Origin of the sequence: Rhizobium sp. NPDC092011, from assembly GCF_044756305.1 — a bacterium.
Taxonomy (GTDB): domain Bacteria; phylum Pseudomonadota; class Alphaproteobacteria; order Rhizobiales; family Rhizobiaceae; genus Rhizobium.
On sequence record NZ_JBIVSO010000004.1, the window covers coordinates 257,354 to 283,698 of the forward strand.

28 protein-coding genes and 1 tRNA gene are annotated in these 26,345 nt (G+C 59.7%); 9 read left to right on the forward strand and 20 right to left on the reverse strand.

Annotation, left to right across the window (positions count from 1 at the left end):
* Positions 1 to 7: 7 nt before the first annotated feature.
* The gene (locus ACIQJ2_RS19560; RefSeq protein WP_400674587.1) at positions 8 to 787 is read right to left on the reverse strand and encodes an AraC family transcriptional regulator; all 780 of its coding nucleotides are present in this window, start codon (positions 785 to 787) and stop codon (positions 8 to 10) included.
* A gap of 101 nt (positions 788 to 888) precedes the next feature.
* Here ACIQJ2_RS19560 and ACIQJ2_RS19565 point away from each other — a divergent pair, with 101 nt between their 5' ends.
* The gene (locus tag ACIQJ2_RS19565; RefSeq protein WP_400674585.1) at positions 889 to 1,308 is read left to right on the forward strand and encodes a nuclear transport factor 2 family protein; all 420 of its coding nucleotides are present in this window, start codon (positions 889 to 891) and stop codon (positions 1,306 to 1,308) included.
* 77 nt (positions 1,309 to 1,385) lie between these two features.
* On the opposite strand, the gene ACIQJ2_RS19570 is transcribed toward ACIQJ2_RS19565, so the two are convergent.
* The 4 genes from ACIQJ2_RS19570 to ACIQJ2_RS19585 form a co-directional block, all read right to left on the reverse strand.
* Positions 1,386 to 1,574 carry a Trm112 family protein gene (locus ACIQJ2_RS19570; RefSeq protein ID WP_037154712.1) on the reverse strand — a complete coding sequence of 63 codons (189 nt, stop codon included), beginning with the start codon at positions 1,572 to 1,574 and terminating at the stop codon, positions 1,386 to 1,388.
* 112 nt (positions 1,575 to 1,686) lie between these two features.
* On the reverse strand, positions 1,687 to 2,349 hold the full coding sequence (locus ACIQJ2_RS19575) for an LON peptidase substrate-binding domain-containing protein (protein ID WP_199146363.1): 663 nt from the start codon (positions 2,347 to 2,349) through the stop codon (positions 1,687 to 1,689).
* A gap of 214 nt (positions 2,350 to 2,563) precedes the next feature.
* Positions 2,564 to 3,538: a thioredoxin gene (gene trxA, locus ACIQJ2_RS19580; protein ID WP_400674581.1), complete on the reverse strand. Its 975-nt coding sequence runs from the start codon at positions 3,536 to 3,538 to the stop codon at positions 2,564 to 2,566.
* Positions 3,539 to 3,696: 158 nt separating this feature from the next.
* A complete protein-coding gene (locus ACIQJ2_RS19585; protein ID WP_199092343.1) occupies positions 3,697 to 4,206 on the reverse strand; it encodes a prolyl-tRNA synthetase associated domain-containing protein in 510 nt (169 codons plus the stop codon).
* 243 nt (positions 4,207 to 4,449) lie between these two features.
* Here ACIQJ2_RS19585 and ACIQJ2_RS19590 point away from each other — a divergent pair.
* Both ACIQJ2_RS19590 and ACIQJ2_RS19595 read left to right on the forward strand, forming a co-directional pair.
* Positions 4,450 to 4,524, forward strand: a tRNA-Gly gene (locus ACIQJ2_RS19590).
* A gap of 210 nt (positions 4,525 to 4,734) precedes the next feature.
* Positions 4,735 to 5,376 carry a DUF1007 family protein gene (locus ACIQJ2_RS19595; protein ID WP_199092341.1) on the forward strand — a complete coding sequence of 214 codons (642 nt, stop codon included), beginning with the start codon at positions 4,735 to 4,737 and terminating at the stop codon, positions 5,374 to 5,376.
* A 38-nt stretch (positions 5,377 to 5,414) separates the two neighbouring features.
* Here the strand turns inward: ACIQJ2_RS19595 and ACIQJ2_RS19600 are convergent, their stop codons facing one another.
* Positions 5,415 to 6,161 carry a phosphatase PAP2 family protein gene (locus ACIQJ2_RS19600; protein WP_400674578.1) on the reverse strand — a complete coding sequence of 249 codons (747 nt, stop codon included), beginning with the start codon at positions 6,159 to 6,161 and terminating at the stop codon, positions 5,415 to 5,417.
* A gap of 607 nt (positions 6,162 to 6,768) precedes the next feature.
* Here ACIQJ2_RS19600 and ACIQJ2_RS19605 point away from each other — a divergent pair.
* Positions 6,769 to 7,617 (forward strand): MipA/OmpV family protein, encoded by an 849-nt coding sequence (locus tag ACIQJ2_RS19605; RefSeq protein ID WP_199146355.1) that lies wholly within the window; start codon positions 6,769 to 6,771, stop codon positions 7,615 to 7,617.
* On the opposite strand, the gene ACIQJ2_RS19610 is transcribed toward ACIQJ2_RS19605, so the two are convergent.
* The 12 genes from ACIQJ2_RS19610 to ACIQJ2_RS19665 form a co-directional block, all read right to left on the reverse strand.
* The gene (locus tag ACIQJ2_RS19610) at positions 7,558 to 8,889 is read right to left on the reverse strand and encodes a cyclopropane-fatty-acyl-phospholipid synthase family protein (RefSeq protein ID WP_199146353.1); all 1,332 of its coding nucleotides are present in this window, start codon (positions 8,887 to 8,889) and stop codon (positions 7,558 to 7,560) included. The genes ACIQJ2_RS19605 and ACIQJ2_RS19610 overlap by 60 nt on opposite strands.
* Positions 8,889 to 9,359 carry an EamA family transporter gene (locus ACIQJ2_RS19615; protein ID WP_199146351.1) on the reverse strand — a complete coding sequence of 157 codons (471 nt, stop codon included), beginning with the start codon at positions 9,357 to 9,359 and terminating at the stop codon, positions 8,889 to 8,891. The genes ACIQJ2_RS19610 and ACIQJ2_RS19615 overlap by 1 nt, the downstream gene beginning before the upstream one ends.
* A complete protein-coding gene (locus tag ACIQJ2_RS19620; RefSeq protein ID WP_199146349.1) occupies positions 9,359 to 10,507 on the reverse strand; it encodes a GNAT family N-acetyltransferase in 1,149 nt (382 codons plus the stop codon). The genes ACIQJ2_RS19615 and ACIQJ2_RS19620 overlap by 1 nt, the downstream gene beginning before the upstream one ends.
* Complete coding sequence (locus tag ACIQJ2_RS19625; protein WP_199146347.1) at positions 10,488 to 11,303, reverse strand: alpha/beta fold hydrolase; 816 nt, start codon at positions 11,301 to 11,303, stop codon at positions 10,488 to 10,490. The genes ACIQJ2_RS19620 and ACIQJ2_RS19625 overlap by 20 nt, the downstream gene beginning before the upstream one ends.
* The gene (locus tag ACIQJ2_RS19630) at positions 11,293 to 12,165 is read right to left on the reverse strand and encodes a fatty acid desaturase family protein (RefSeq protein ID WP_400674572.1); all 873 of its coding nucleotides are present in this window, start codon (positions 12,163 to 12,165) and stop codon (positions 11,293 to 11,295) included. Before ACIQJ2_RS19630 ends, ACIQJ2_RS19625 begins: the two co-directional genes overlap by 11 nt.
* Positions 12,162 to 12,515, reverse strand: a complete 354-nt coding sequence (locus tag ACIQJ2_RS19635; RefSeq protein ID WP_400674571.1) for a permease — start codon at positions 12,513 to 12,515, stop codon at positions 12,162 to 12,164. Before ACIQJ2_RS19635 ends, ACIQJ2_RS19630 begins: the two co-directional genes overlap by 4 nt.
* Entirely contained in the window at positions 12,512 to 13,465 is a 954-nt protein-coding gene (locus ACIQJ2_RS19640) for an arginase family protein (protein ID WP_199146341.1), read from the reverse strand. Before ACIQJ2_RS19640 ends, ACIQJ2_RS19635 begins: the two co-directional genes overlap by 4 nt.
* 4 nt (positions 13,466 to 13,469) lie before the next feature.
* Positions 13,470 to 14,888 carry an aspartate aminotransferase family protein gene (locus ACIQJ2_RS19645; RefSeq protein ID WP_400674570.1) on the reverse strand — a complete coding sequence of 473 codons (1,419 nt, stop codon included), beginning with the start codon at positions 14,886 to 14,888 and terminating at the stop codon, positions 13,470 to 13,472.
* Positions 14,889 to 14,908: 20 nt separating this feature from the next.
* Positions 14,909 to 15,592, reverse strand: a complete 684-nt coding sequence (locus ACIQJ2_RS19650; RefSeq protein WP_400674568.1) for an MtnX-like HAD-IB family phosphatase — start codon at positions 15,590 to 15,592, stop codon at positions 14,909 to 14,911.
* 103 nt (positions 15,593 to 15,695) lie between these two features.
* Positions 15,696 to 17,072: a sensor histidine kinase gene (locus ACIQJ2_RS19655; RefSeq protein WP_400674566.1), complete on the reverse strand. Its 1,377-nt coding sequence runs from the start codon at positions 17,070 to 17,072 to the stop codon at positions 15,696 to 15,698.
* Entirely contained in the window at positions 17,069 to 17,725 is a 657-nt protein-coding gene (locus tag ACIQJ2_RS19660) for a response regulator transcription factor (protein ID WP_199146333.1), read from the reverse strand. The genes ACIQJ2_RS19655 and ACIQJ2_RS19660 overlap by 4 nt, the downstream gene beginning before the upstream one ends.
* Positions 17,726 to 17,995: 270 nt before the next feature.
* The gene (locus tag ACIQJ2_RS19665; RefSeq protein WP_400674564.1) at positions 17,996 to 19,408 is read right to left on the reverse strand and encodes a PLP-dependent aminotransferase family protein; all 1,413 of its coding nucleotides are present in this window, start codon (positions 19,406 to 19,408) and stop codon (positions 17,996 to 17,998) included.
* A gap of 108 nt (positions 19,409 to 19,516) precedes the next feature.
* Here ACIQJ2_RS19665 and ACIQJ2_RS19670 point away from each other — a divergent pair, with 108 nt between their 5' ends.
* From ACIQJ2_RS19670 to ACIQJ2_RS19685, 4 genes are all read left to right on the forward strand, one after another.
* Complete coding sequence (locus ACIQJ2_RS19670; RefSeq protein WP_400674561.1) at positions 19,517 to 20,380, forward strand: DMT family transporter; 864 nt, start codon at positions 19,517 to 19,519, stop codon at positions 20,378 to 20,380.
* Positions 20,381 to 20,465: 85 nt separating this feature from the next.
* Positions 20,466 to 20,930: a DUF1348 family protein gene (locus ACIQJ2_RS19675; protein WP_400674560.1), complete on the forward strand. Its 465-nt coding sequence runs from the start codon at positions 20,466 to 20,468 to the stop codon at positions 20,928 to 20,930.
* A gap of 1 nt (position 20,931) precedes the next feature.
* Positions 20,932 to 21,495, forward strand: a complete 564-nt coding sequence (locus ACIQJ2_RS19680) for a TetR/AcrR family transcriptional regulator (RefSeq protein ID WP_400674558.1) — start codon at positions 20,932 to 20,934, stop codon at positions 21,493 to 21,495.
* Between the two features lie 246 nt (positions 21,496 to 21,741).
* A complete protein-coding gene (locus tag ACIQJ2_RS19685; protein ID WP_400674556.1) occupies positions 21,742 to 23,058 on the forward strand; it encodes a glucoamylase family protein in 1,317 nt (438 codons plus the stop codon).
* Between the two features lie 139 nt (positions 23,059 to 23,197).
* Here the strand turns inward: ACIQJ2_RS19685 and ACIQJ2_RS19690 are convergent, their stop codons facing one another.
* Positions 23,198 to 24,187 carry an Ldh family oxidoreductase gene (locus ACIQJ2_RS19690; protein ID WP_400674553.1) on the reverse strand — a complete coding sequence of 330 codons (990 nt, stop codon included), beginning with the start codon at positions 24,185 to 24,187 and terminating at the stop codon, positions 23,198 to 23,200.
* A 141-nt stretch (positions 24,188 to 24,328) separates the two neighbouring features.
* Entirely contained in the window at positions 24,329 to 25,612 is a 1,284-nt protein-coding gene (locus tag ACIQJ2_RS19695) for an NAD(P)/FAD-dependent oxidoreductase (protein ID WP_400674550.1), read from the reverse strand.
* Positions 25,613 to 25,902: 290 nt separating this feature from the next.
* On the opposite strand from ACIQJ2_RS19695, the gene ACIQJ2_RS19700 reads away from it, so the two are divergent.
* Positions 25,903 to 26,139 carry an Lrp/AsnC ligand binding domain-containing protein gene (locus ACIQJ2_RS19700; RefSeq protein WP_004125824.1) on the forward strand — a complete coding sequence of 79 codons (237 nt, stop codon included), beginning with the start codon at positions 25,903 to 25,905 and terminating at the stop codon, positions 26,137 to 26,139.
* Positions 26,140 to 26,345 lie beyond the last annotated feature (206 nt).

Here is a 26,345-nt window from a genome sequence, read left to right on the forward strand (position 1 = left end):
GGGCCAATCAGGCCGAATGCTTGAAATACAGCGCTGGTGTCGTGCCGAAATGCGCGCGAAACAGTTCGATAAAAGCGCTGACCGTTTCGTAACCAAGGTCAAAGGCGACCGTAGTTACGGAGTTTCCGGCTGCCAGCATTTCCAGAGATCGCAGCAATAGTGCGCGCTGGCGCCAGGAGCTGAATGTAAGGCCGGTCTCCAGCACGAACCGCCTGCTCAGCGTGCGCGGCGCGATGCCGGCCCAAACAGCCCAATCCTCCAAGCGCCGTCGTTCCGCTGGTGTATCCGAGATGACGCGGGCAATTCTTTGCAGGCGGGGATCAGCGGGCATGGGTAGGTCAAGGGCTTCTCCCGGTATCACGGCGATCTCATCCAGAATGACGCCCGCAATCCGCCACTGCGCTTGGGAAAATGGCCCCTCCTGCCAACTCGCGGCTCGCGCCACGGCCTCATTCAGCAAACCAGAGAGGCGGATCACCCGCGGGGTATTCGGCAAGGCGGCACACGCGGCTTCTGCAACATAGACGCTCCAGCCGTGAAAAGCGCCGTGCGAGACGAAATCATGCTCGATGTGCGGCGGAAGCCATACCGCGTTGACGGGTGGTATGAGCCAGCGGCCATGATCCGTACCGATGGTGACCACCCCCCGCACCGTGCCAAGCAATTGACCTCGCGCATGGCTGTGTCGCTCCGTGCGCCGAATTTCAGCCTGTTGGCGGCGACTGACCAGGATGACTGACTCCGCCGTCGAATCGAGGCGTAGGGGATCGATAAGGAAATCGCACATGGCCTCAAAGCCGTATTGAATGGCATTGATACGTTAGCAAGGCAAAAGCCGGCAGGCTAGATGAAAGGCACTCCCAACCTGACAACACAATGGAGATAATGATGACGACCGAAGCTGTGATGACACAAGGCGAAGTTCATGAACTGCTCCACCGCATGTTTGCTGCCTTCACCGATCCGGCTACCAAACCGGAAAAATTCGCCGAGTTGCTGACACCCGATTACATCCAACGGGTCGACGGAAAGCAGCTCGATTACGAGGGCTTCCTTCGCCACAGCCGAGCGCTTCAGGCCGACCTTGCCTCAAGCAGCGTCAACTTTGAGCATGTGGTAACAGACGGCGTTTCCGCGGCCACGGTGCACATCGCCGAAGCAGTGAAGATCACCGGCGAGCGCATTCGTCTCAAGGTGATCGCCTACTATCAGTTTCGCGGAAACCGCATCAGCCTGGTGGACGAGCTGACACACCTGATCGAGGGAACGGCGCATGATCGGGATCTGGGTTCGAGAATGCCGGATTGAGCGCTGGTGCACGGTATGGCGGCGGATCCAAACCCGGCAGACCCAATGGAATTCAGCGCCCTGATCCTGAAAGGACCTCAATCCTCGATGCGGCGCGCTTCCGAAATCAACATGATCGGAATGCCGTCGCGGATCGGATAGGCAAGGCGCGCTTTTTCTGAAATCAGCTCGTTCTTTTCCCGATCGTAGCTCAGCCGCCCCTTGGTGAGCGGGCAGACGAGCAGATCGAGCAGTTTCGGATCAACCTTGCTGACCGTGACGTCCATGGACAAACTCCCAGAGCAATTCCAGGAAAAGTGAAGAGCGGTTTTCCATCCGGAATTGCGTGACAACAAAGAGATAGAGCATCTCCGCATTTCGAAGAAAAGCGGAGATGCTCTATTGCAGGATTGATCCGGTATCGCCGGAGCCCGCGAGCACGATCTTGATGATGGCGATGAAGGTTTCCGCTCGTGTCTTCAGATCGTGAGCTTCGAGAAGCGCCTGCTTCTCGGCGGGCTCAAAGGGCGCCATCATCGACAGCGAATTGACCAGCATCATATTGTCGGCCCGTTCGACGCTCTCCCAATCCGCCTCCAGCTTATTGGCATCGAGATAACTGCGGAAGGCCGCAAGCAGCGCCGCGCGATCGACGGTGCCTTCTTCGTGGTGCGACTTGAGGTCCGAGATAAACGGCGTGATGCGGAACGTGCGGTAAGGTTGCTGATGACCGGTGACTTCGTCCATCAGCCGAAAACGGCAGATGCCCGTCAGCGCCGTAATATAGCGGCCGTCGCCGGTTTCGGAGATAGAGGTGATACGGCCGAGGCAGCCGACATGGGAGAGATTGGGCGAGTCCGCCGGTTCTCCAAGTGCCGGTTGCACCATGCCGATCAAACGGTTGCCGGTGATGGCCGCGTCGAACATGGCGAGATAGCGCGGTTCGAAAATATTGAGCGGCAATTGCGCGCCGGGCAGCAGCAAGGCACCGGACAAAGGAAAGACGGCGGCGGTTTCAGGCAGATCGCTTGGCTTCAGATATCTGGCATTACCTACTTGCATGTTTCCATCCCGCTAGATCACTGCGCCGCGCGCCGCAGTGGGCGCGCAGGAACGACATCCAGTCGCGGCCGTTGCCCATCTCGCGCCGCGCACCCGACAATGTGGGCTCGTCTGCCGAAAACACAAGAGTATTTTGCAGCAAAATGCCATCCACTTCCCTCTCGGCCGCCTCAAGGCGCTCGAGAGCAGGAAGGGCAGCGCCGTCTCTGCCTGTTCAGGAAAACAGGATCGACGAAAGCTTGCGGCGGGCGGCAATCGTCGCAGGATCCTTCGGGCCCCAGACATCGAAAAATTCGAGCAGCTGGCGGCGAGCGCCATCATCGTCGAAACCACGATCCTTGCGCATGATGAGAAGCAGATGTTCGGCCGCCTCGTCACGCTTGCCTTCGACATTGCGGATCTTGGCGAGCTTAACCCGCTGCTCGTGATTGTCGGGGTTGGTCGCGAGCTCATGCTCGATCGCGACGGGATCGCCGAGCTTGCGGGCTTCCTCGATCTGGTCGAGCTTCTTGACCACGGCCTGGATGCCGGCATCGTTGGCAAGCGTTTCCGGCAGGTCCGTAAGAGCTTCGCGGGCACGCTGGCTCTGGCCGGCGGCAATCATGCATTCCGCCATGCCGGCGAGCGCCTTGGCGTTCTCCGGATCGGCCTGCAGCACGGCGCCGAAGAGTTCGGCAGCGCCATTGACGTCGCCGGCGGCAAGCAGGCCACCAGCCTCTTCCAGAACGGCGGCGATTTCGGCGGCCTGATCGTCAGCGCCGCCGGCCGGACCGCCGAGGCGATCGATGAACTGGCGGATCTGGCTTTCCGGAACCGCACCCATAAAACCATCGGCGGGGCGGCCGTTGACGAAGGCGATGACGGCCGGGATCGACTGGATGCCGAGCTGGCCGGCGATCGACGGATGATCGTCGATATTCATCTTCACCAGCTTGACCCGACCCTGGGCTTCCGTGACGACCTTTTCCAGAACAGGCGTCAGCTGCTTGCAGGGACCGCACCAGGGCGCCCAGAAATCGACGAGTACGGGCTGGTTGCGCGATTCCTCAATGACATCCTTGGTGAAACTTGCCGTCGTCGTGTCCTTGATCGGCGAGGCGCCGGATGCCACAGGCGCAGCGCCAAAGGATGCCGAGGCCGACATCTGCCCGCCAAAGGAAGCGTTATAGGGATTGTTCGGACCGCTCATAAGTGTCTCCCGCCTGCCGGCATCCATGATCCTGTGAAAAGCATGTACCTCTACGAACCCATCAGGTCCGGATAGTTGCACGCTCTATGACGTCGTCAAAGCGACGGGACCATCCGAAGACATCCCGCTCGCGATAATCTCAGCGCTAAAATCGTACCTTACGCCGTTACTTTCAAGACTAGCGGCGCATGTCCCGTCGCCTCCATGAAGCGCAGCAGATCGGCGCTGGCAATCGAGGTGGTCGCGTCGTTCGATAGAGGATGGCAATTGACGATATCATGCGCCATCAGCTCGGCATCGAGAATGAAGGTGACGTTCTTGCCGATATCGTTGATCGCGCCGAATGCCGTGACCGAGCCTGGAATGACGCCGAGATATTCCATCAGCTTTTCCGGTTTGCCGAAAGAAACCTTGCTGGCCGCGCCGATCAGCGTGTGCACGGTCTTCAGATCGACCGTCGCGTTCTCTTCGACAGTCAGGAGGAAGAAATTGTCCTTCTTGTCCTTCACGAACAGGTTCTTCGTGTGGCCGCCGGGAATCTCGTCGCGCAGCGACACCGATTCGGCAACGGTGAAGACCGGCGCGTGATCCTTGGTGCTGTGGCCAATGCCAAGCCCATCAAGGAATCGGAAAAGATCGTCTCGTGTTTTCGGGCTTGTCTCTGTCATGGCATCTCACGGCATAAATGATCTGCTCCTGATACGTCGCCGATAATTTCATTGCAATCTTTCAGACGCGAAAGGCCGACGTTTCCGGGCTTTTCGAAGGCCACGGCAAAAAAGCTGAAATTTTTCTTGGCTATCTCGTCATTTCCCTGTTGCATTTGAAAAACGGTTAGGCCATATAGCGCCCGTCGCCGCAAGACGACGCCCAGCGGTCCAACACACTACCCCGGATCGCGACGGGAATGAGCGGGTGTAGCTCAGGGGTAGAGCACAACCTTGCCAAGGTTGGGGTCGAGGGTTCGAATCCCTTCGCCCGCTCCAATTTTCTCAGAAGCATGTATTGACGACTAGGCCGGTAACGGCCTTTCGTCGTTTTCGACTCGATGAGCGGAGTTACCGCAAGCCGCGATGTCTCGCATTCTGCGAATCGGAATGATCGATGGTTGCGGAAGTTCTTCAGGTCTCAAATCAGTCTCAATTGACGTTCAGGTCTGCGGCTCAGGCTGACGGACAAAACGCGGTATTGCTTGCATGAAAAGAAAGACGCCCCTGCTGATTGCGATGTTGTCGCTTCTGCCCGGGCCCGTGCTTGCCCATCCGCATATCTTCATCGACGCAAAGTTCGAGGTCGTAGCGGCGCCGGACGGCTCTATCAGCGAGCTTCGCAACGTCTGGAGCTTCGACGAGGTCTTCTCTTCGTCGGTGGTCATGGATTTCGACAAGGCCGGCAATCCGACGCTCACGCCGAGCGAGCTCAAGGCGGTCGGCAAGACGGTCAGGGATTCGCTTGCGCAGTACGGCTACTATACGAACGTGACCAGCAACGGCAAAGCGGTACCGATGGCCAAGCCCGATGCCATCCAGGCCGATTACAAGGACGGCTCGCTGATCCTCACCTTTTCGCTGAAACCCGAGCAGAAGACCTTCCTCAAGGGAAATACGATCTTCGGGATCTATGACAAGACGCTCTACACGGCGGTCGATTTTGCTACCGACAACGACATGACCGTTTCGGGCGCGAATATGGGCCGCTGCAAGCGCAAGGTCATCAGACCCAACCCCAAGGAAGTCATGGCGGAGAATCAGGCGGCACTGACCAGCATGTTCTTCAGCGACCCGCAGGGCACGGACTATTCGCTGCTGGTGGCGACGCGACTGGAAGTCCAGTGCTGACCCCCAATCCACAGCCTTGAGGCGCTCTGACGCCCCTCTCACGCCAATGGCGGCAGATCCGTGCGTATCGAACCATCCGCTCGCCGTGAGGGCGATATGAAGCGGCGAGCGACAATCCAGCAGGCGAGCGCCCAGGTCGCCCCGGCACACCAGCCTCCAAGCACGTCGGTCGGATAATGCACGCCGAGATAGAGGCGGCTCATACCGATCAACAACGTCAGCAGGATGCCGACCGCGATGATGAAAATCCGTGTCGACCGATGAGGACGCGTGCCGGAAATCAGGGCGGCCAGCGTCAGATAGGTCACGGCCGAAACCATTGCGTGGCCGCTCGGAAAGCTCAGATCGTTCACCTCGACCAGGTGCGGCACGATATCCGGTCTCGGGCGCGCCACGCTTAGCTTCAACACGGCGCTCAGCGCCCATCCGCCAAGCACGGACACCAGCACGAAGATGGCGATCGCACGGCGTCGATCCAGCAGCAGGTAGATCGTCACCAGCACCGTCATCATTGCCAGCACGGTCGTTCCACCAAGGCTTGTAATGTCCTTGACGGCATGGGTTAGCCAGCCCGGCCCTATCGGAACAGACAGATCGCCCGGCTGGCGCAGGGCCAGCAATATCGCTTCATCGAAGCTCTTCGTACTTCCCTCGAGCACCTCGCCCGTCAGGTAGACGAACAACAGGATTCCACCGGAAAGGGCGGCGAACATTAGGAGCAGCAATGGCTCGTAGCGGCCCAGCCGTCCAATTATGCCCGTGTCGTGAGATCCCTGATCGTTCATACCCTGTCGCCTGCCTACCCTATCTTGCTGTTGCCGTTTCCATACTTGGAGCGATCTGTCGTCGCCCGCAGTTCTGTCCGAAATGAGGACCATCGCTATCTAGTGATGGAATTCATGCAATCCAACCGCAAAAAGCCGCTAATCGGATCGCGTTTTTCGCGAGGTTTCAGGTTCGTGAAATATTGCGCCTTTATTCTCACGCTGACCCTTTGCGATCATCGTCGACAGCAGGGCACCATTTGCTCATGAGGGAGAGCATCCCGGATGCCGCCAAACGAACGCAGTAGCGCCGTCAAGTTTCATCGCCTCCGAGGACCGCAGAGAGCCTTTCCTATGCAGATTGCCAAGCACCTGCCAAATCTCGTCCAGGACGCCTTCGGCCGGTTGGACACAGGCATGGCGAAAACCGGCTCGCGGAATCGCCTCCCCTTTATGGGCGGCGGCCTATGAAACCAGGTAGACGCCACTCCCGGCTTTCCACAGGCGGAGCAAGACGCTCGATTAATAAGTCAACCTTACAGTATGCTTCTCAAATTTTCTCTATTTTGGGAACCTCGAGCTGTGCTATTGGTGCAGCAAGGGCGATCAGGGACCGGGTATTGTCAGAGTGTTAAGTGTTGGGACATCTTTCGCCGCCCGGTTGCTGGCGACGGCCGGATTGAGCCTGCTGGCGGCATCCGCTGCCGTTGCGCTTCCCGCCTCATCCACGACCTCAGGCTCCCAGAAAGCCACCTCGGACACATGGGTGGTAACGCTGGGCGCCACGGTGGAGTATGGCCCGACTTACGAGGGATCGAAGCACTATAGCTTCGGCGCCTTGCCATCCTTCGATATCCATCGCCTTGGCGAGACCCCGGAATACAGTGCACCCGACGACAATTTCGACTATGGCCTCTTCGATTTCCACGGCCTCGAAATCGGGCCAGTGGTCGGCTTGAGGGACGATCGTCTCAATCTCGATAATCTGCAGCTGGAGAGCCAGCGCAGGGTGCATTGGGACTTCGATGCCGGCGGTTTCGCGCAATATTGGTTTAGGGACAATCAGCTCAGATTCCGCACGGAAGTGCGCCAGTCCCTTTGGGGCGGCGACGGCCTTGTCGGCGATCTCTCGCTCGACTGGTTCCAGCCTGTCGGAGACAAGTGGCTGCTATCGGCGGGGCCGCGACTGTCGCTGGCAAACGGCACCTATATGCGCAGCAACTTCGGCATCTCGCCGGCCCTTGCGGCAAGAAACGGCCGCGTCAGCGCCTTCAACGCCGGTGGCGGCTTGAAATCCGTCGGCGTTACGGTCGCTGCGACCTACACATTCTCGCCCGAATGGAGTGTGCAGGTCTACGGAAAGTATAACCGTCTGGTGGGCGACGCCGCCGATAGCCCGATTACCTCGCGCTTCGGCTCACCCAACCAGAACATTATCGGCTTTACGCTCAACCGAACCTTCAACATCAATTTTTGAGCCATTGCGCGCTTCGTGATCGCCGATGTAGTTTCGCGTCAGCGGAATAATGTCGTTGCGCTTGGCGATCTGGATCTGAAAGACGACGAGATCCTCGTAACGAAACGCGGCTTCCGCCGTCGACAGATAGTACTCCCACATGCGGCAGAAGCGTTCGTCATAAAGCTTGGCGACCTCGTCCCAGCGCGCCATGAAACGCTCGCGCCAGTGTTCGAGCGTCATCGCATAATGCAAACGCAATATCTCGACATCGGTGATTGCGAGCCCTGCCGCCTCGATTTCGGGAACGATTTCCGAAAGCGCCGGAATATAGCCGCCCGGGAAGATGTACTTGTCGAGCCACGGCGTCGTGAAGCCTGGCGTCGCGGAGCAGCCGATGGTGTGAAGCACCATCACGCCGTCATCCTCGAGCAACTCCGCGCATTTGCGGAAGAAGGTACGATAGGAGGCAAGGCCGACGTGCTCGAACATCCCGACCGAAACGATCCGGTCGAAGCGGCCGGTCAGGCTGCGATAATCCCTGAGCGCGAACTCAACCTTTGCCGGCGTCCCGCCCGCCTTTTCGGTCACGCGCCTGGTGGCATATTCATGCTGCTCCTCGGAGAGCGTGACGCCGAGAACCTGGCCGCCGGGTGCATGCTCGGCCATATGCAGCGCCAGGCCGCCCCAGCCGCAGCCGATGTCGAGAATTCGGTGCTTGGGTTCGATCAGGAGCTTGGCGGCAAGATGCCTCTTCTTTGCGATCTGCGCGTCGTCCAGGGACTGGCCGGCATGTTCGAAATAGGCGCAGGAATATTGCCGGTCCGGATCGAGGAAAAGCTCGTAGAGCTGGCCGTTCAGATCGTAGTGATGGGCGACATTGGCCTTCGAGCGACCCGGCATGTTGCGGTGGCGAAAGATCCGCAGCCGGGTTCTGATATCGTCGATGATACGGGCGATCAGAGGATGCGTGCTGTTCTGCGCCTCGCGCAGCATCATCGCCACGAAATCATAGAGCGTGCCCTGCTCCACGATAAACCGGCCGTCCATGTAGAGCTCCCCAAGCCGCCCATCGGCGTCGATCAGGAGGATCCATTCGGCCCGGTCGTCGGTGAAGCGGACGCGAACGGGCTGCCCGGTGCCGTCGCCGAACGTCAGAACGCGGCCGCTTGCCGTCGTCACCGTCAGCGCGCCGCGCGTGACAATGGACGACAGCGCGCGCTTCACGCACCAGTCGACAAGGCTGGAGAAAATACCCTTCGAGCTGTTGTCAGCTTGCTGCACGTTGGTCATTACCTATCCTTGCCAGTCCCCGTGCGCAGTTCATCGCGCTTGGCGTCCCAATCGTTTTGGTCTCTTTTTGTCTCGCCATGGCTCTCCTCCGCATCGCCATGATCGCCGTTCTTTTCGACACTGGCGCCTGCGATCAGCCAGACGCCCGCAAGAATCAAGCCGCTACCGACCAATTGCAGCGCCACCACCTTTTCGTCGAAGACGAACCAGCCGGTTGCGATGATCAGCACATAGCTGATCCCCGAAAGCGGGAAGGCGCGGCTGAGATCAAGCTCGGCCAGCACATTCATCCAGATGAAGAACGTAACGACTTCGACGGCGATCGCCGCCAATATCCAGTAGGAGGAGAGCGCCTGCCACAGCCATGCCTCGACGTCGCCATGCCCCAGTTCCTCCGCACCGAGCTTGATGAAAAACTGGAACAAGGTGTTGAGCACCGGCACGGCCAGCCAGGAAAGACGCATCGACATTACGCATCCGCCTCATCTGTGGAGAACAGCGGCGACACCAGTCGCAGCAGCCCCTGGAGCACAGGGTTGCGATGGCGGAAGAACATCGCATTCGCCGTCAGCTTGCTGCCGAGGCGCACCTTGTTTTCATAATAAGCCTGGCCGCTCTGGTACCGGCTTATGCCGTGATCCAGGCAATAACGCAGATTGGTGAACCAGCTGAGGAAATAGAGGTTATAGGGCCGCCCCTTTTCGCCATCCATGCAGAAGAACTTGTCGATGGCGACGCGGTCGTCATGCACGATGAGATTGGCGGCCAGCAATGTTTCTTCAGCGAAGTAGAAGGCGCAGTAGGAGCGCCCGCTCATACGATCGAGAATTCCCTGGAAATATTCCGGAGTAAGCTCCTCGAACTGCCAGTCGCTGCGATTGCGCGTATCGTGGTAGAGCGCCATGACCTGCGGCAGGAACTCGCCGAAATCGGTCCTGATCTCGACCTTCACCTGCTCGAAGGACTTCATCTTGCGGCGCATGTCCTTGCGGGTGCCGGAAGAGAGCCGTGCGAGATACTCGTCGATCGTCTTGAAGTCGACGTCGAGCCAGGCCGTCGGCAAACCGCCGATCGAGGCATAGCCGCGGGTGGACAGCACGGTTCCGAACTCGGCCGATGTCGGCTCAGGAATGTCCTTCAATCCGACCAGCGAGCAGCCTTCTTTCGCCGCAAAGCGTTCGAAGAAGGTGACAAGCTCCGCAAACAGCGCGCTGCGGCGCTCCTGCGGAACATCGGGGTGGAAGCCGATCGCTCCCGTCTCGGTGCAAGGCGAGCCGAGGCAGGCAAGGCGCAGTTTCAGGAACTTCGGGAAAATGCCCTGCACACGGCGGACGGCCCGGCGCAAGCCGCCTTCTTCGAGCGTCGTGTCAAGCGCATAAAGGCAAAGGAAGGCCGGCATGGCAGCACTGATGCGCCCGTCTTCGACGACGGTGATATAACGCCACTCGAAACCCTCGATACCAGCTTCCTCGATGGCAAGCAGGCAATCATAGTCCTCGACCTGGCCTTGGAAGCAGGCATTCCATGCGTCACGGCCGATCGAGCGGATGCTGGAATGAGCTTCCGTTACTGGATTGCCGGCTGGTTTGGGCACGAGCTTAAGCTGCGGCTGCGACATGGCGCGCCTCGAAGAATTCCGCGGTAAAATCGGCCACCTGACGGTGCTGTCGGTCGACATGGATCATGTGATAGCTGTCCTTGATCCACTTCAGCTCATGCGGGCTGCCGATGTGATCTGAAATATAGCGGGCGTGTTTCGGGCTGGCGAGGTCGTCGTCCTCGGCATGCAGGATCAGCGTCGGCGTCTGCATCTTCGGCAGGATACCCTTCAGGGTTTTGCCCAGTCGGTGCATTTCGACCAGGCCCTTGCCGGGGAATTTTTCCAGAACGCCCTCGCTTGCCATGCCCTCGATCAGCCGCCGCATCCGTTCGTCCTTGATCCCGAGCGAGTTCGTCTCGCTGAAATTCAGACGATCGAGGAAGGGCACGCGCGAAAGCCAACCGATCTGCGACGAGAGCAGCGGATAGTAGAAGGGAACGTCCCAGCCGTCATACCTGAAGCAAGGCGAATAGATCGCCGCTGCGCCAATGGTGCGCGGCTGCTGCTCGGCGGCAAGCATCGCCAGCTTCCCGCCAACGCAGATACCGGCGGCGAAGACCTCCTGGGTCCTCGTCGCCAGCAAGGCTGCCCCTTCGACGACGCTTTCTAGCCAGTCCTCCCAGCGGGTGCCGCGCAATGTTTTCGCATCGACGCCGTGACCCGCCAGAAGAGGCGCATAAATGCTGTAGCCTCGACGGTTGAGATGGCGGGCAATCAGCTTCATTTCGGCTGGCGCACCCGTCAGCCCATGCACGAGAAGAATGCCTTTTCCATTTGAGCCTTCCATATGGAAGCTCAACTCATCAGCTTTCATGTGAGAGCTCCGACTGCCGGTTCTCCTTGGCCATGAAGCCAAGGGCATGGCAGGTGCTGATGACATGCGTGCCGGCCTTTTCCTGCTCGTCCTTGATCTGCTCGTGCAGCTGAGGGAGCTTCGTCCAATGTGTACGGGGGCGGTAATGATGCTCTGCATGATAGCCATTGCCGAACCAGAGCCAGTTGTAGAACGGCTTGTGGCTCGAAACGCCCCAGGCGATCGGCTCGTCGGGATCGCCATGCAGATGCTCGTAGTAACCATTCAGCGACGACAGGCAGTTGCCGAGATAGTAGAACGGTACGAAGAACAGCACGGCCTTCCAGTCGTAAAGAAGTGCGGCGGCGGCAAGAGCCAGGAAGAAGAACAGTTCGAACCGGCCCCAGGCCGCATCGAACGGACGATTGCGAGCGATGGCCTTATGAATGTCGCCGAGGCTATCGCGGAAGAAGCTCAGGAACGTATAGGACCAAACGTTCTCCGGCTTGCCGTCATGACCATGGCGATAGATCGACAGCAGGTCGATGGTGTCGCCCTTTTCGTCCGGCCGGTCGCTGTTGCCGGAATGATGGCGCATATGCACCCAGTGATAATAGGTCTGCGAGAAACCGATCGCGGCGGATTCCAGCAAGCTGAAGCCGTAGTTCATCCAGCGCGGCTTGAAATAGGGCGTATGGATGAAGTTGTGCGATATGCTGTTGATGTTCCAGGAAATCGACACGGCATAAAGGCTGCCGAGGATGACCGAAACCCACAAAGGGCGGCTTTCGAAACCGACGATCAGATAAACGTCGAAAGCGAGATGCGCAACGGCAGCAAGAACCGGCGCCACATCCCATCTGGTGTGCGCAAAGATTTTCATAATCCGGTAACTCCCACACAGGCCACGCCGGCGGTCACGAGAAACACGCCCGTCGCGTGGCGCAGGTTGATGGTTTCTTTAAAAATAAAGGCGCCGGCGAATACGATCACAACGTAGCTCAGCGCCATGAGGGGAAATGCGATGGTGAGGGGAACATGCTCCAGAACCGCAGTCCAGGCAAAAAGCTCCACAGCCCAAAAAACGATGCCGAGCCAGGTGATCGGCCTGGCCATCGCCGAAAGGAGGGCATGCTCGTTGGCGGACTGCTTGAAGCAGACCTCGCGAGCCGTCTCCGCCAAAATGCAGAAGAGGATCAGCCCGAGCATGGGAAGTGTCAGGATGCCGCTCATTCCATATACTCCGCCAGCACTTCAAGCAGCGCATGATTGGCGGCGCTGTTGATGTTTCTGGTCGTTTCGGCCCCCTGCCGGACACGAGGCTGGTCGATGAAGATCTCAGCTCGCTTCATGAACTGGGTCCGCAGACCGCCAGCATAACTCGGAACAGAATAATCGCCTATGACATCCGCACCGATGATTCGATGACGGCTGCCGATTTCGCTGATCAGAGCCAGCAGATAGGGCAGCCGCATGCGGCCCTGATCCCAGTTCGTCACGGCGTCGTCCGCAGCCAGCACATCCTTGTCGATCGTCACGTAAACCGCTTCCGTGCGAATGCGGCTGAGCATGCGGTCGATGAAATTCTCCTCGCCGATCTCCGAGATCGACTTCCAGTGCAACGCACCTTTTTCCTGCCGATAGCTGGCGCCATTGCCGTAATCGGCAACGACGCGGCTCGGCGGATGCTCGTATGGGTAAAGCTCCAGCTTGCCTTCGCCGAGCCAGTGCAGATTGGCACCCTTGCGCTCGGGACTGCGAAGATCGTGGCTGCAGACGCCGATCGTGATGACCTTCTGGATGTTCGAATTGGCAAGGGCGCTGTTGACCCACGAGCCGCAGTGCATGCCGCCGTCGAAGGTGACCCAATCCGGATGGTTGTCGAAATGGATCAGCGTCGCCGGACCGGGATTCCGTTCCAGTGCGCCCTCGAGAAGCAATGCGGTAATGTGATGGAAGTCGCCGGAACCCATGAAGCAGAGCTGGGGATCCTTGCCGGTTGCTGGCGTATTCTTGACGATTTCGCGACCGAGTTCGGCAAGGGCATTCTGCTTGCCCCAGAGCCGAACCGTACGCCCCGCGTTCTTGTCGAAATACTGGTGCGCGCCGGCAAATTTGCAGGCGCGCACGAAATCCGGCTGCAACTCCAATGCGTCATCGAGATGAAGAAGCAGGAGTTGCACCGTCTTATCTCCGGGCAGCGCGCGTCAGAAGCTGATCGAGCAGGACAAGCGCCAGATCGATCTCTTCGCGAGTGATGAGCAGGTTCGGCGCGAAGGTAATGACGTTCTTGTGGTAGCCGCCGACGTCGAGCACGAGGCCGTAGGTCTTGCCGCCGACCTGAAGATCGCCCTTCATGCCTTCGTCGCACATCCAGTCCATCGTCGCCTTGCTAGGCGTGTAGCTGTCTTCCTCGCAGATTTCCATGCGCAGTGCGAGGCCGAGACCATCGACTTCGCCAACGATGGCGTGGCGCTTCTGCAGCTGCTGCAGGCCGTCGAGGAAGTGCGCGCCCTTTTCCATGATGGCAGCGCCGAAATCTTCTTCTTCCAGCATCTTCATCGTTTCGAGCGCGACGGCAGTACCCATCGGGTTGCTGGCGAAGGTCGAATGCGTGGAGCCGGGCGGGAAGATGGTCGGATTGATCAGCTCTTCGCGAGCCCAGACGCCGGAAAGCGGGTTGAGACCGTTGGTGATGGCCTTACCGAACACCAGCGCATCCGGCGAAACGCCGAAATGCTCGATCGACCAGAGCTTGCCGGTACGATAGACGCCCATCTGAATTTCGTCGACGACGAGCAGGATGCCGTGATCGTCGAGCACCTTCTTCAGTTCGACGAAGAAGTTCATCGGCGGGATGACATAGCCGCCGGTGCCCTGGATCGGCTCGATGTAGAAGGCGGCATATTCTGACTTGCCGGCCTTCGGATCCCAGACGCCGTTATATTCGCTCTCGAACAGGCGGGCGAACTTCTGGACGCAATAGTGACCGTATTCTTCCTTCGACATGCCCTTCGGGCCGCGGAAGTAGTAGGGGAATTCGACGAACTGCGCGCGGTCGCCGAAGTGGCCGTAACGGCGGCGGTAGCGGTAGCTCGAGGTGATCGCCGAAGCGCCGAGCGTACGGCCGTGATAGCCTCCTTCGAAGGCGAACATCAGGCTCTTGCCGCCGGTGTAGTTACGCACCAGCTTCAGCGAATCCTCGACGGCCTGCGAGCCGCCGACGTTGAAGTGAACGCGGCCCTTGTAGCCGAACTTGCTCTCGGCATCCCGGGCGATCATCGCTGCAAGCTCGACCTTCTCGCGGTGCAGGTACTGCGAGGCGACCTGCGGCAACACGTCGAGCTGGCGATGAGCGGCAGCATTCAGACGCTCGTTGCGATAGCCGAAATTGACGGCGGAATACCACATCTGCAGATCGAGGAACGGCGTTCCCGTGCGATCATACACGAAGGAGCCTTCGCATCCTTCGAAGAATTTCGGCTTGTCGGTATAATGAACCGTATCGCCATGGGAGCAATAGACTTCCTCAAGCGCGCGCAATTCTTCTTCGGAGCGGACGGACTCGGTCGCGCCGCTGAAGGCTTCGGCTATGTTCGTTTTCATTCAATGCCTCTCGGTCAAATTCACGCTGTCTTGAAATGCGGCAGCGCACGGGAGCGTCGCTCGACGCTCGGGAGAACGGCTTCCATCTTTGGAAGCAGATCGGAAAAGTCTTCGAAACCGACATAGGGGATGTCGTTTTCTTCGCAGTAATCGACAAGCTTGGCCTTCGCGAACACGAGGTCGACCTTATCGGAAACGCAAAAATCGCTTCGCCCGTCACCGATATAGACCTGAAGGTCGTTGCTATCGACAACGCGACATTTGCAGACGCCGGCGCCGGACACGCAGCCCGTCGCCTGAAACGGCGGGAACAGCGAATAGGCCTCACGGCCCTGGGTAACGCTGCAGGTGAGCACGTTGGCAACGATCGGCAAGCTGTTGATGCCGTGACGCGCCAGGATCCGGCGGATGAAGTAATCGACGCCGTCGCTGACGACGGTCACGGGCAATTCGCCGCTGCGGCAATAAGAGAGGAAGCCTTCGAAGCCCGGATCGATCGACACCGTGTCGAGAAACTGGTCAAGCTCCGACCTGCTTGCCTGAATAAGAGCGATCTGCCGGCGCATACATTCGCCCGAACCGATCTGGCCCTGCTTCCACAGCTGCTCGATATCTTCCCACTCGGAACCGGCGAAACGTGTCAACACCATATCCGTCGCGTCTTCGATGGATATGGTTCCATCAAAATCGCAAAACACCTGCATGAAATACCCTTTCGCCTTATCCCAAGTTGCGTCTAACAACCTTGGATGAGCCGGGCATGAGGGGAAAATGAAGCGAAAATGAAAAACGATGGGAAGTTGATTTTCAGCCCGCGAGCAATCTCAGGTCTACTTGCAGACCTTTGCTCCACCGTGGCGTGGAAAGCTCGACGGTCGCTGAAAGCCGGTCGGCGGTATCGGCGACAATCGCAAGGCCAAGCCCGGCGCCTTCGGTATGAAGCGTGTTGAGCCGATAGAACCGCTGGAACACCGCCTCGCGCTCCTGAAGCGGAATACCGGGCCCGCTGTCGCTGATCGAGATCTGCCCGACGCCATCGTCCGAAGAAATCGCAACCCTGATCTTCCCGCCGACGGGTGTATATTTGATGGCATTGTCCAGCAGGTTGCTGACCATCATGCGCATGAGGGATTCGTCTGTCTTGACTTGAACCTCTTCGTCGCCTTCGAGCGCGACGTCGAGTTCGCGGCTGGTGATGATCTTGCCGAATTCGGCAAGCACCGACGCCACCAGATGATGAAGCGTCACCGAGGTCGGATTAAGGGGATGATGGCTCACCCTTGCCAGCCGCAGAAGCTGCTCGATGAGGTAAGTGGCATTGTTGTTGCTCGCCACGAGGTCGGCAATGATTGCCTGCCGCTCGTGCTCGTTTTCGCTGTTGCCAAGCATCTGCAGGAGCAGCTTCACGCTGGCCTGCGGCGTGCGCAGCTGATGCGCGGCAAGGTCTGAAAAGCGCCGCTCCAGCGTCAGCGAGCGGCCAAGCTTCTCCAGCAGCTGGTTGATCGAGCGGCCGAGCGGCAGGAGATCGCGCGGCAGGCTTTCGACCGGGATGGCCGAGAGATCGTCCGGCGAGCGGGTGCGGATCTGCCGCACCAGCCCGTGGATGGTGCGCAGGCCGCTATTGATGCCGAGCCAGATCAGAAAGCCGATGACCGGTACGAGGATCAGCAGCGGGAAGAAGAGATTGAGGAGAATGTTGGAAACGAGGGTCTCGCGCAGCTCGATCTTTTCGCCAAGCTCGATCACGATGGTCGTGTTCGGAATGGGCAGCGAATAGATGCGCCAATCCTCGCCGCCATAAGTCAGTGTCGTGAACCCCACCTTCTGCTGCGGCACGTCGGACAGAAAGGCCGTGCTGCTGTAGAAGCGGATCTTGCCGTCGACCCAGGCGCGAAACATATGCGCATCGGCGTAGTCGTCGGCATCCTCGTTAAAGGCCAGCTGATTGTCCATGTTGAAGTCGATGTCGTCGATCTGCTTCGCGGCATGCCCGGGCGTCTTTTCCAGCGGGTGGCGCAGCAGGCTCCAGATGACGTTGGCATCGTCGATGAGCTGGGCATCGTAGATATTGTTGATCTCTCGCGTCGCGCTGTTGAAGGCGAAGGCGCCGATCACGACGATCGTCACAACGACAACAGGCGCAATGCGCAGAAACAGCTTGCGGGTGAGCGTGGAGTTGTTCATCGCTCGATCATGTAGCCTACGCCGCGGATCGATTTGATGAAATCCGTGCCGAGCTTCTTTCTGAGATTGTAGATCGTCACTTCGATCGTGTTGCTCTCGACGGTGTTTTCGGCGTCGTAGAGCGCATATTCAATATCGTTCTTGGTCACATAACGGCCGCTGCGCTCCATCAGCAGCTTCAGGAGATGGAACTCCTTGGCCGTCGTGTGCACCGGCGTGCTGCCCTTGCGCGCAACCATGGCGGAAGGATCGACCTCTACGTCGCCACAGCGGATGACGCTTTCGGTGCGGCCGTCGCGTCGGCGGATGAGGGCACGCAAGCGGGCCAGCAATTCATCGAGATCGAACGGCTTGACCAGGTAGTCATCCGCGCCCTCATCAAGACCCTCGACCTTCTGCCGCACGGAATCGAGTGCCGTCAGCAACAGAACCGGCACGGAATTGCCGCGCTGCCGGATGTGCCTCAAAACCTCCATGCCGCCGAGCCGGGGAAGATTGATGTCCAGGACGATCGCCGCGAAATGCGAATGCTCGGCAGCTTCCAGGCCAGACTCGCCATCGCGCATCCAGTCGACACCATAGGCGTGCTTCTCCAGGGCCTTCTTCAGCGAGGACCCAAGGATATTGTCGTCTTCAACAAGCAAAACGCGCACGCTCGACCCCATTTAGCCGAAAATTCTGTAGGACATGATGCCGAAAAGTGTAAGCGGTTTTCGGACGACGTCATGCTCTACTTATTTGATTCTAGAACGAATTCAGATTTTAGGTCGAACGGGCCTAGAATTATCCGGTTCTAGCAGATGCGGCCGCAATTGGCGTGGCCTTGTGGCAAAGCTATGACGGATCATTTCCGTATGGCAAGAGCATCGGCCTCTTTGATCTCGAAACACGGGTGCCACGATCCACATTCGGCCTCCCGGCGGCTACAGACGCAACCTCCGCATGGATGCTTCCAATGCGCTGAATATCCGCGCGTCGGTCGATTGCGCAACGTTGAAACGCATGAAGCTGCCGGCATTCTCGGCCATGCTGAAAACATTGCCCGGGGCAAGGACAATGCCTTCGGCAATGCACGCCCGGGCGACATCGGCTGCATTCGTCCCTTCGGGAAGCCGGCACCAAAGGAACATGCCTGCTTGCGGCTTCAACCATGGAATAATGCCGATCGCCTCCAGCCGCGCCGTCACGTCGCTCATGGTCTTGGCAAGTCGGACGCGCAATGCCTCCGCATGCTTGCGATAGCTGCCATCCTTCAATGCGTGATAAACGAGCTCGGCCGATAATTGTCCGCAGCTGAAGCTGCTTGCGACCTTGAGATCGACGAGCCCGTCGATCCAATCCCGCCGCGCCGCGATGAAGCCGCATCGCACCGAGGCGGAGAGCGTCTTTGAAAAACTGCCGATATGGATCACCCGGTCGAGCCCGTCATAGGCAGCAAGGCGTGGGGCCGCGACATCCTCGAGATCGGCGAAGATATCATCCTCGATGATGATGAGATCGGAGGCATCCGCCAGTTTCAGCAGGCGATGCGCCGTCACCGGCGAGAGCACGGCGCCCGTCGGATTGTGAATGGCCGAGTTGGTGATGTAGAGCCGAGGCTTGTGCCGCTCGAGCGCCTGGCCGAACAGATCGACATCCGGCCCCGTCGGCGTAAAGGGTACGGTGACGACGTTGGCCCGATGCGCGCGCAGCAGCGCATGGAAATTGAAATAACAGGGGTCGTCGACCAGCACGGTATCGCCCGGCTCAAGCAGGAAGCGACACAGCAGATCGATCGCCTGCGTGCCGGACTCCGTCAGCAGGATCTGATCCGGCGGCACGGTAATGCCGTGATCGCTGAGGCGCCTGGCCAGAAGCTGCCGCAGCGGCGGCAGGCCGAGCGGCGTCCCGTAATTGGCGAGCGCCCCGACATCGCCGCGCGCCAGTGTCCGCATCGCGCGCCGCAGCGCCGCCTGCGGCAGCCAGGAGGGCGGAAGCCAACCGCAGCCGGGCTTCAAGACATCGTCACCCACCTCGAGCGACTGACGCGAGATCCACAGCGGATCGACATTGCGATCCGAGTTCGCGTCGGCCTCAGACAGCAGGAGCGGCGGCAGCGGGCCACACACATAGAAACCCGAGCCCGGCCGGGACCGGATCACGCCTTCGCCAGCAAGCCGTTCATAGGCCTCGACCACGGTAGAAACCGATACCTGCATCGTCTTGGCGAAGCTTCTTACGGAGGGAAGCCGCGCCCCCGGCACCAGGCTGCGAGCCGCGATTCGATCCGAAATCGCCGCCATTACCCCTTCGATGCGGGTGCCCCCAAGAGCCTCTGTTGCCGACAGATTACCCATTCGTACTGTATCCATATCCATAACAGTTCGCATGAATTGTACTGCACTGTCTCTGGTTTGACCAGACGAACTCGCCGATACCGCGAGAGAGCAAGAAGGAGCTTATGAATGGACAAGGCGACGGCAGGATGGGTCTATGGATTGATCGGGGTGGTGATCTTCAGCGGATCATTGCCGGCGACGCGCGTGGCCGTCATGGACTTCGACCCGCTATTTCTGACCGTTATCCGCGCAGTCATCGCCGGCCTGCTGGGTCTGGGCCTGCTACTCCTCTTTCGCGAAAAGCGGCCCGTGCACAGCGATATCGTGCCCTTGGCGATCGTATCGCTCGGCTGCGTGATCGGCTTTCCGTTGCTGACGGCGCTGGCGCTCAAGCATGTAACCTCGGCACATTCCATCGTCTTCATCGGATTGTTGCCGTTGGCCACGGCCATTTTCGGCGTCTTGCGCGGCGGCGAACGTCCGCGTCCGGCCTTCTGGATCTTTTCCGCCATCGGCAGTGCGCTCGTCAGCGGCTATGCGCTCGGACAAGGCGTGTCGGCCTCGCCGGTCGGCGATCTCCTGATGCTGGCGGCCGTCCTTATCTGCGGTCTCGGCTATGCCGAAGGAGCGGTTCTGTCGCGCCGGCTCGGCGGCTGGCAGGTCATCTGCTGGGCGCTCGTCCTATCCCTGCCGGTCACGATCGTGCTCTGCTTCGTCACCATGCCGCACAGCATTGTCGGCATCGGCGGCCCCGCCTGGATCGGCCTTGGCTATGTTTCGCTCTTCAGCATGCTGATCGGCTTCGTCTTCTGGTATCGCGGCCTTGCCCAAGGCGGCATCGCAGCCGTCGGCCAACTGCAGTTCCTCCAACCCTTCTTCGGCTTTGCGCTTGCTGCTGCATTGCTCAAGGAAAGCGTCAGCTGGTCCATGCTCGTCGTGACGATCGCCGTCGTCGGCTGCGTCGCGGGTGCCAGGAAGTTCGCGCGCTGAGCCGGCACGCCAGCTCCAATCGCGCCGCTTGACCTTCTAAACCGATCAGTCTATTAAAAACCAATCAGTTTAGAAGGAGCCCGCCATGCCGACCCCTCTTGTCCCGCCATTCACTCTTGAAACCGCGATCGCCAAAGTCCGCATGGCGGAAGACGGCTGGAACAGCCGCGACCCCGAGCGCGTCTCCAAGGTCTATACGGAAGACAGCCAATGGCGGAACCGCGCAGAATTCCCGCGCGGTCGCAAGGAGATCGTCGAATTCCTGACACGCAAATGGGCAAGGGAACTCGATTACCGGCTGATCAAGGAACTCTGGGCCTTCGACGGCAACCGTATCGCCGTGCGCTTTGCCTATGAATGGCACGACGACAGCGGCCATTGGTTCCGCTCTTACGGCAACGAAAACTGGGAATTCGATACCAACGGCCTTATGCAGCGCCGTTTCGCCTCCATCAACGACATGCCGATCACGGAAGAAGACCGGAAGTTCCATTGGCCGCTCGGCCGCCGACCGGACGATCATCCCGGCCTTTCGGAACTCGGCCTCTGAGATGGTGCGCACCGTCTTCGAAAAAGCCGATGCCATTGCCCTTGTCGCCGAGGTCTTTCGCGAGCTCGGCTACGAGGGGGCGTCGATGAGCGAGATTACCGCCCACACGAAACTGTCCAAAGGCAGCCTCTATCACTTCTTTCCCGGTGGCAAGGAAGAGATGGCAGCGGAGATCATGGCTCATATCGACGGCTGGTTCGTGACGGAAATGTTCAGACCGCTCGAAGAGGAGGAGCCGAGCGTCGCCATTTCCCGCATGTGGGAGACGACGGAAGGCTACTTCCGTTCCGGCCGCCGCATCTGCCTGATCGGAGCTTTCGCCCTTGACGACACCCGAGACCGTTTCCCAAGCGTGATTCAGGGCTATTTCCAGCGCTGGATTGACGCGCTTGCCGGATCTTTGATCAAAGCCGGACTGCACGACGACGACGCGAAGGCACTGGCCGAAGACGCCGTTGTCGCTATCCAGGGCGCATTGACGCTCGCCAGAGCCCTTTGTGACGACACCATATTCGGCAGAACCCTCACAAGACTGAAGCTGAGAATGGAAGCCGCATTGAAATAGGCCGGGGACCAAATCGAATCACCCGCTTTCATGCGACACGCGCACCGGGAACGCGTGACCTCGAATGGGCCAAACACCTGCTGAACTCGCGGGATCGATGGCAAGATCTGATTATGAACGGTGCATAAGGCCCTGATCTTAAACAATCCTCCATAAATATGTGGCATTATTAACCATGTTTGATTTGCAACTATCCAAGCTCCCATGTTCAGCAGGAAATGGGAGCGCCGAGGAGACGGATAGACGATGCTGCAGCAGGTAAACGAAACCGACGACGCACTGATCGATCGCTTGCAACGGTCCGCGTTCGAATATTTCATGCTTCATACCAATCCGGAAAACGGACTGGTGGCCGATACATCGATCAAGACGAGCCATTGCAGCATCGCCGCAGTCGGCTTCGCACTGTCGAGCTATCCTGTCGCGGTGGAACGCGGATGGATCAGTCGGGCCGACGCCGCCAAGCGCGTGCTGACCACGCTCGATTTCCTCGCCGACAGCCAGCAGGGCACCGAGCGCGGCGCCACCGGCCATCGCGGCTTCTACTACCACTTCCTCTACATGGAGACCGGCAAGCGCGCGTGGAACAGCGAGCTTTCAACCATCGACAGCGGTCTGTTTCTGATCGGCGTGTTGACGGCGGCAGCCTATTTCACCGGCAACAGCCAGACCGAGCAGGATATCCGCAAACAGGCGAAATTCCTCTACGAACGCTGCGACTGGCATTGGGCTCTGAACAGGGGACCAACGATCAGCATGGGCTGGAAGCCGGGGAGCGGTTTCCTGCGCTGGCGCTATCAGGGCTATGACGAGGCGATCTTCCTCTATGTGCTGGCGCTCGGCTCGCCGACGCACCCGATCCCACCGTCAAGCTACGATGCGTTCGCCTCGACCTATACGTGGATGATGTTCCAGGAAACGCCCTATCTGTATGCCGGGCCGCTGTTCATTCATCTGTTCTCCCACGCCTGGATCGACTTCCGCGATATCCGCGACAAGCACGTTGCCGAAAAGGGTGTCGATTATTTCCGCAATACGCAGACGGCAATATCAGTCCAGCGTGACTATACGGACCGCAATCCGAACCATTTCGCCGGTTACGGGAAGGATATCTGGGGCCTCTCGGCCTGCGATGGTCCCAATCAGACGGGTACGAAACATAGCCTGCGTTATGCTCCGAAGCTTCTAGGTTACGCCGCCCGTGGCGCACCGCTCGGACCCGATGACGGCACGATCGCGCCATGGGGCCCGCTGTCCTGCCTACCCTTCGACCGTCAGGCCGCGCTCGACGGCACGAAGGCGATCCTTTCGAACTACCCGAACCTGCTGCTCGACGGCCGCTTCCCCGGCGGCTTCAATCCGAGCGTCAAAGGTCCTGGCGTCGAAGGCTGGGTGGACGACCGCTCGGTCGCGCTCGACCAGGGCTTGCTGGTCATGATGATTGAAAATGCCCGCACGGGCATGATCTGGAACCTGATGCGCCAGTCGCCGATCCTTCGCACCGGCCTTGAACGCGCGGGCTTTACCGGTGGCTGGCTGAACGAAAAGCCAGCTGTCGCGTGATTTGAAGATCACCAGCCGGTCTCGGTGCTCGCACTTATCCCCTCACCATAACCCTCTCCCCGCGGGGAGAGGGCTGGGATCTGGGGCCATATCTAGCAACACGGCAAAACATCGCTCCCCCCATCATCTCTCCAGCACTTCAAAGCTGCCTGATCGCCTCGATCACCTCATCCTCGACGGTGATGCCCTCGGCCAGGGCAAGACGCCGTAACGTCTGACCGCGCCGACCGGGCAGGCGGACATCGGGATCTCGAGTGATCTCGTCTGCAAGCCGGGCCAGCCGATGCGCGGTATCGGCGGTGCTCGTTGCGGCGGGATTGATGGCTATGATTGTATGGCCGAGCGCCGGCGGCGCTCCCTTATCGTCGAAGAGCGAAGAGGCTTCGAAGGCGTAGTTGGCGCCGGTGAGGCCAGCCGCGAGAATTTCTACCATGAGAGCAAGGGCGGCGCCCTTGGCATCGCCGGAGGGAGCCATAGTGCCCTCAAGCGCCTCTTCGGCGCTGGTGGTCGGCCTTCCCTCACGGTCGAAAGCCCAATCCGCAGGAATGGGAGCGCCCTGCTGCCGCGCTGCCATTACCTTGCCGCGCGCCACCTTCGAGAGCGCTAGATCAATGACGATAGGATCCTCGCCGGGAAGCGGCGCAGCAAAGGCGATGGGATTTGTGCCGAAAACCGGCCTCCTGCCGCCCCAGGGCGCCATGGCCGCCGGCGCGTTGGCAACCATCAGCGCCACCAGCCCCAGATCGGCAAAGCGCTCCACGGTCAGGCCCATGACGCCGGCATGGTGGGAGCGATTGATGGCGGCAAGCGCAATCCCCTGCTCGCGGGCGATGTCCGGAAGCTCGGCAACGGCAAGATCGAGCGCAGGATAGGCATAGCCATTGCCGGCATCGATACGCAGCACGGCGGGGAACGGCCTGCTCCTCCCCGGCACGGCGAAACCATCGGCCTTACCGGCTTTGGCCTGCCCGGCATAGGCTAGCACGCGGCGCAGGCCATGGCCTTCCTGCCCGGCAGCCTCTGCCGCCACCAATGCCACTGCCACGGAGCGGGCATTCTGCGCACTCACCCTGTTGCGCCGCAGCGCCTCCACGACCAGCGTTTCAGCTTCGAGGAGCGACAGGTGCATGATGTGAAACCTTAAAAAGAAGGAGAGCAGAGGCTTTCTACGCCTTCACTCTCCTTATCGCAATGCAGCAAGGCGCCAACCGTTCCATTGTGCCGCATGGTTATCGGCAGCTTGCCCTTCCCGTGGCGGTGACGCGTTCTTTTAAACCCTGGCGCCGACGAAATGCGCGGCCTGGGCGCCGGCCTCGTACCACATCTCTTTCACTGTCCTGAAACTTGGCTCGATGACATCAGTCACCGGCAGCGGCAAATCGGATTCGGGGACATGTCCAAGGACGTGACCGGCCAGCACCTTGCCGAAGACAGTTCCTGGCGCGATGCCGCGGCCATTGTAGCCGGAAAAGCCGACGACATTCGGCGCGAACCTGTGAAAGCGCGGCAGCGCGTTGTCGGTCATGCCGATCTTGCCGTACCACTCGCATTCGAAGGGAATCTCGCCGAGCTGCGGGAAGAGTTTCCTCAGCGATCGCCGCGCCCAGTTCTTGTGCACCGAAAGGCCGGTGTTGCGCAGCGCCCCGACACTGCCGAACACCAGCCGACCGGCTTGATCCATGCGGAAAGACGACAGGATTTCCTTGGTATCCCACGCGCCTTCGCGGCCGGGCAGCACGGATTTTCTAAGATTGTCGCCAAGGGGCACGGTGGCGAAATTGAAATAGGGCAGATGCACCTGCTCGTTTCGCACCTGCTCCCAAGGGCCTGTGCTGTATGCATCCGTCGCGACGACGATCCAATTGGCGCTGACCTTGCCGCCATCGGTCGTTACAACCCATTTCGTGCCGCTTTTTTCCGTTGCCGTGACGCGGCTACTGGTGTGAATGGCAACGCCGGCCTTGGTGACGGCATGGGCAAGGCCGCGCGCATAGGCAAGCGGCTGCAGCGTGCCGGCACGCATGTCGAGCAGGGCACCGGCATAGGCGGAGCTGCCGATGCGGCGCTCCGTCTCTTTCGCATCGAGCACCGTCACCGGCGCACCGCGCTTGCTCCACTGGCGCGCCCGCTCTTCGATCTCCTTCAATCCCTCCTGTCCGACGGCGCAGTGCAACGTGCCCTCGCGCTCGAGCTCGCAGGCGATGCCATGCTTGTCGATCAGCTCCATAACCAGTCGCGGCGCATTGCCCAGAAGATCGAGGAGCCGTTCGCCATGAACGGCGCCAAGCTCGCCGGGCAGATCGTCCGGCATCACCCACATGCCGGCATTGATGAGACCGACATTGCGCCCGGCACCGCCGAAGCCGATTTCGTTTGCCTCCAGCAACACGACGCTGCTGCCCGCTTCGGCAAGATGAAGCGCCGACGACAAGCCGGTATAGCCACCGCCGACCACAACGACATCGGCCGAAACCTGACCGGATAGCGGCTTCGTCACCGGCGGTTGCGGCGCGGTTTTTTCCCAGAGACCGTGAGAGCGGGGGTCATTCAGCATGAAATCGGTCCAATCGACGGAGACAATTCAGCCACTGTAACGTTCCGTTTCCGGTTGCGAAAGCGGCAAGAACGACATCCGGTAAGCGGAGCATGATGCCGAAAAGTGTGGGCGGCTTTTGAACGATATCATGCTCCAGCTCCTTGGTTCCGGAGCGGATTCAGATTTTAGATCGAACAGACCTAAAATCATCCGGCTCTGGAGAAAAACTTGCGTGGCCACGGCGCTTTCGAGCATTATAGGGAAACGCTGGCCGCCGTTTCGGCCGCCGAAAGAACCAGGACAATCTCATGAAGCCCATTTTCGTTCAGCTCCAATGCGCCCCCGGTAAGACCTATGAGGTCGCCGACGCAATCTATCAGACGGAGCTGGTGTCGGAACTCTATTCCACCAGCGGCGAATACGACCTGCTGATGAAAGTCTACATCGCCGAGGAACAGGATATCGGCAAGTTCATCAACGACCACATCGCCAATATCCCCGGCATCATCCGATCGCTAACAACCCTGACCTTCCGAGCGTTCTGAAAGGATGAGGTGAGGGGCGATGCGAATCGCCCTGTCACCTCACCTCGCCAGCGCACTGCTCTCCAGCATCTGCTCCGTCATTAACCCTCTTGCCCGAAACAGCATGGCCTCCACCCGCGATTAAGCCCTTTTTAACCGCCCGGGTGATCTGCTTTGCCGACTGATCAACAAGCGGCGCGCTGCAGCGTCGGGCTGCCGGCGCTTCG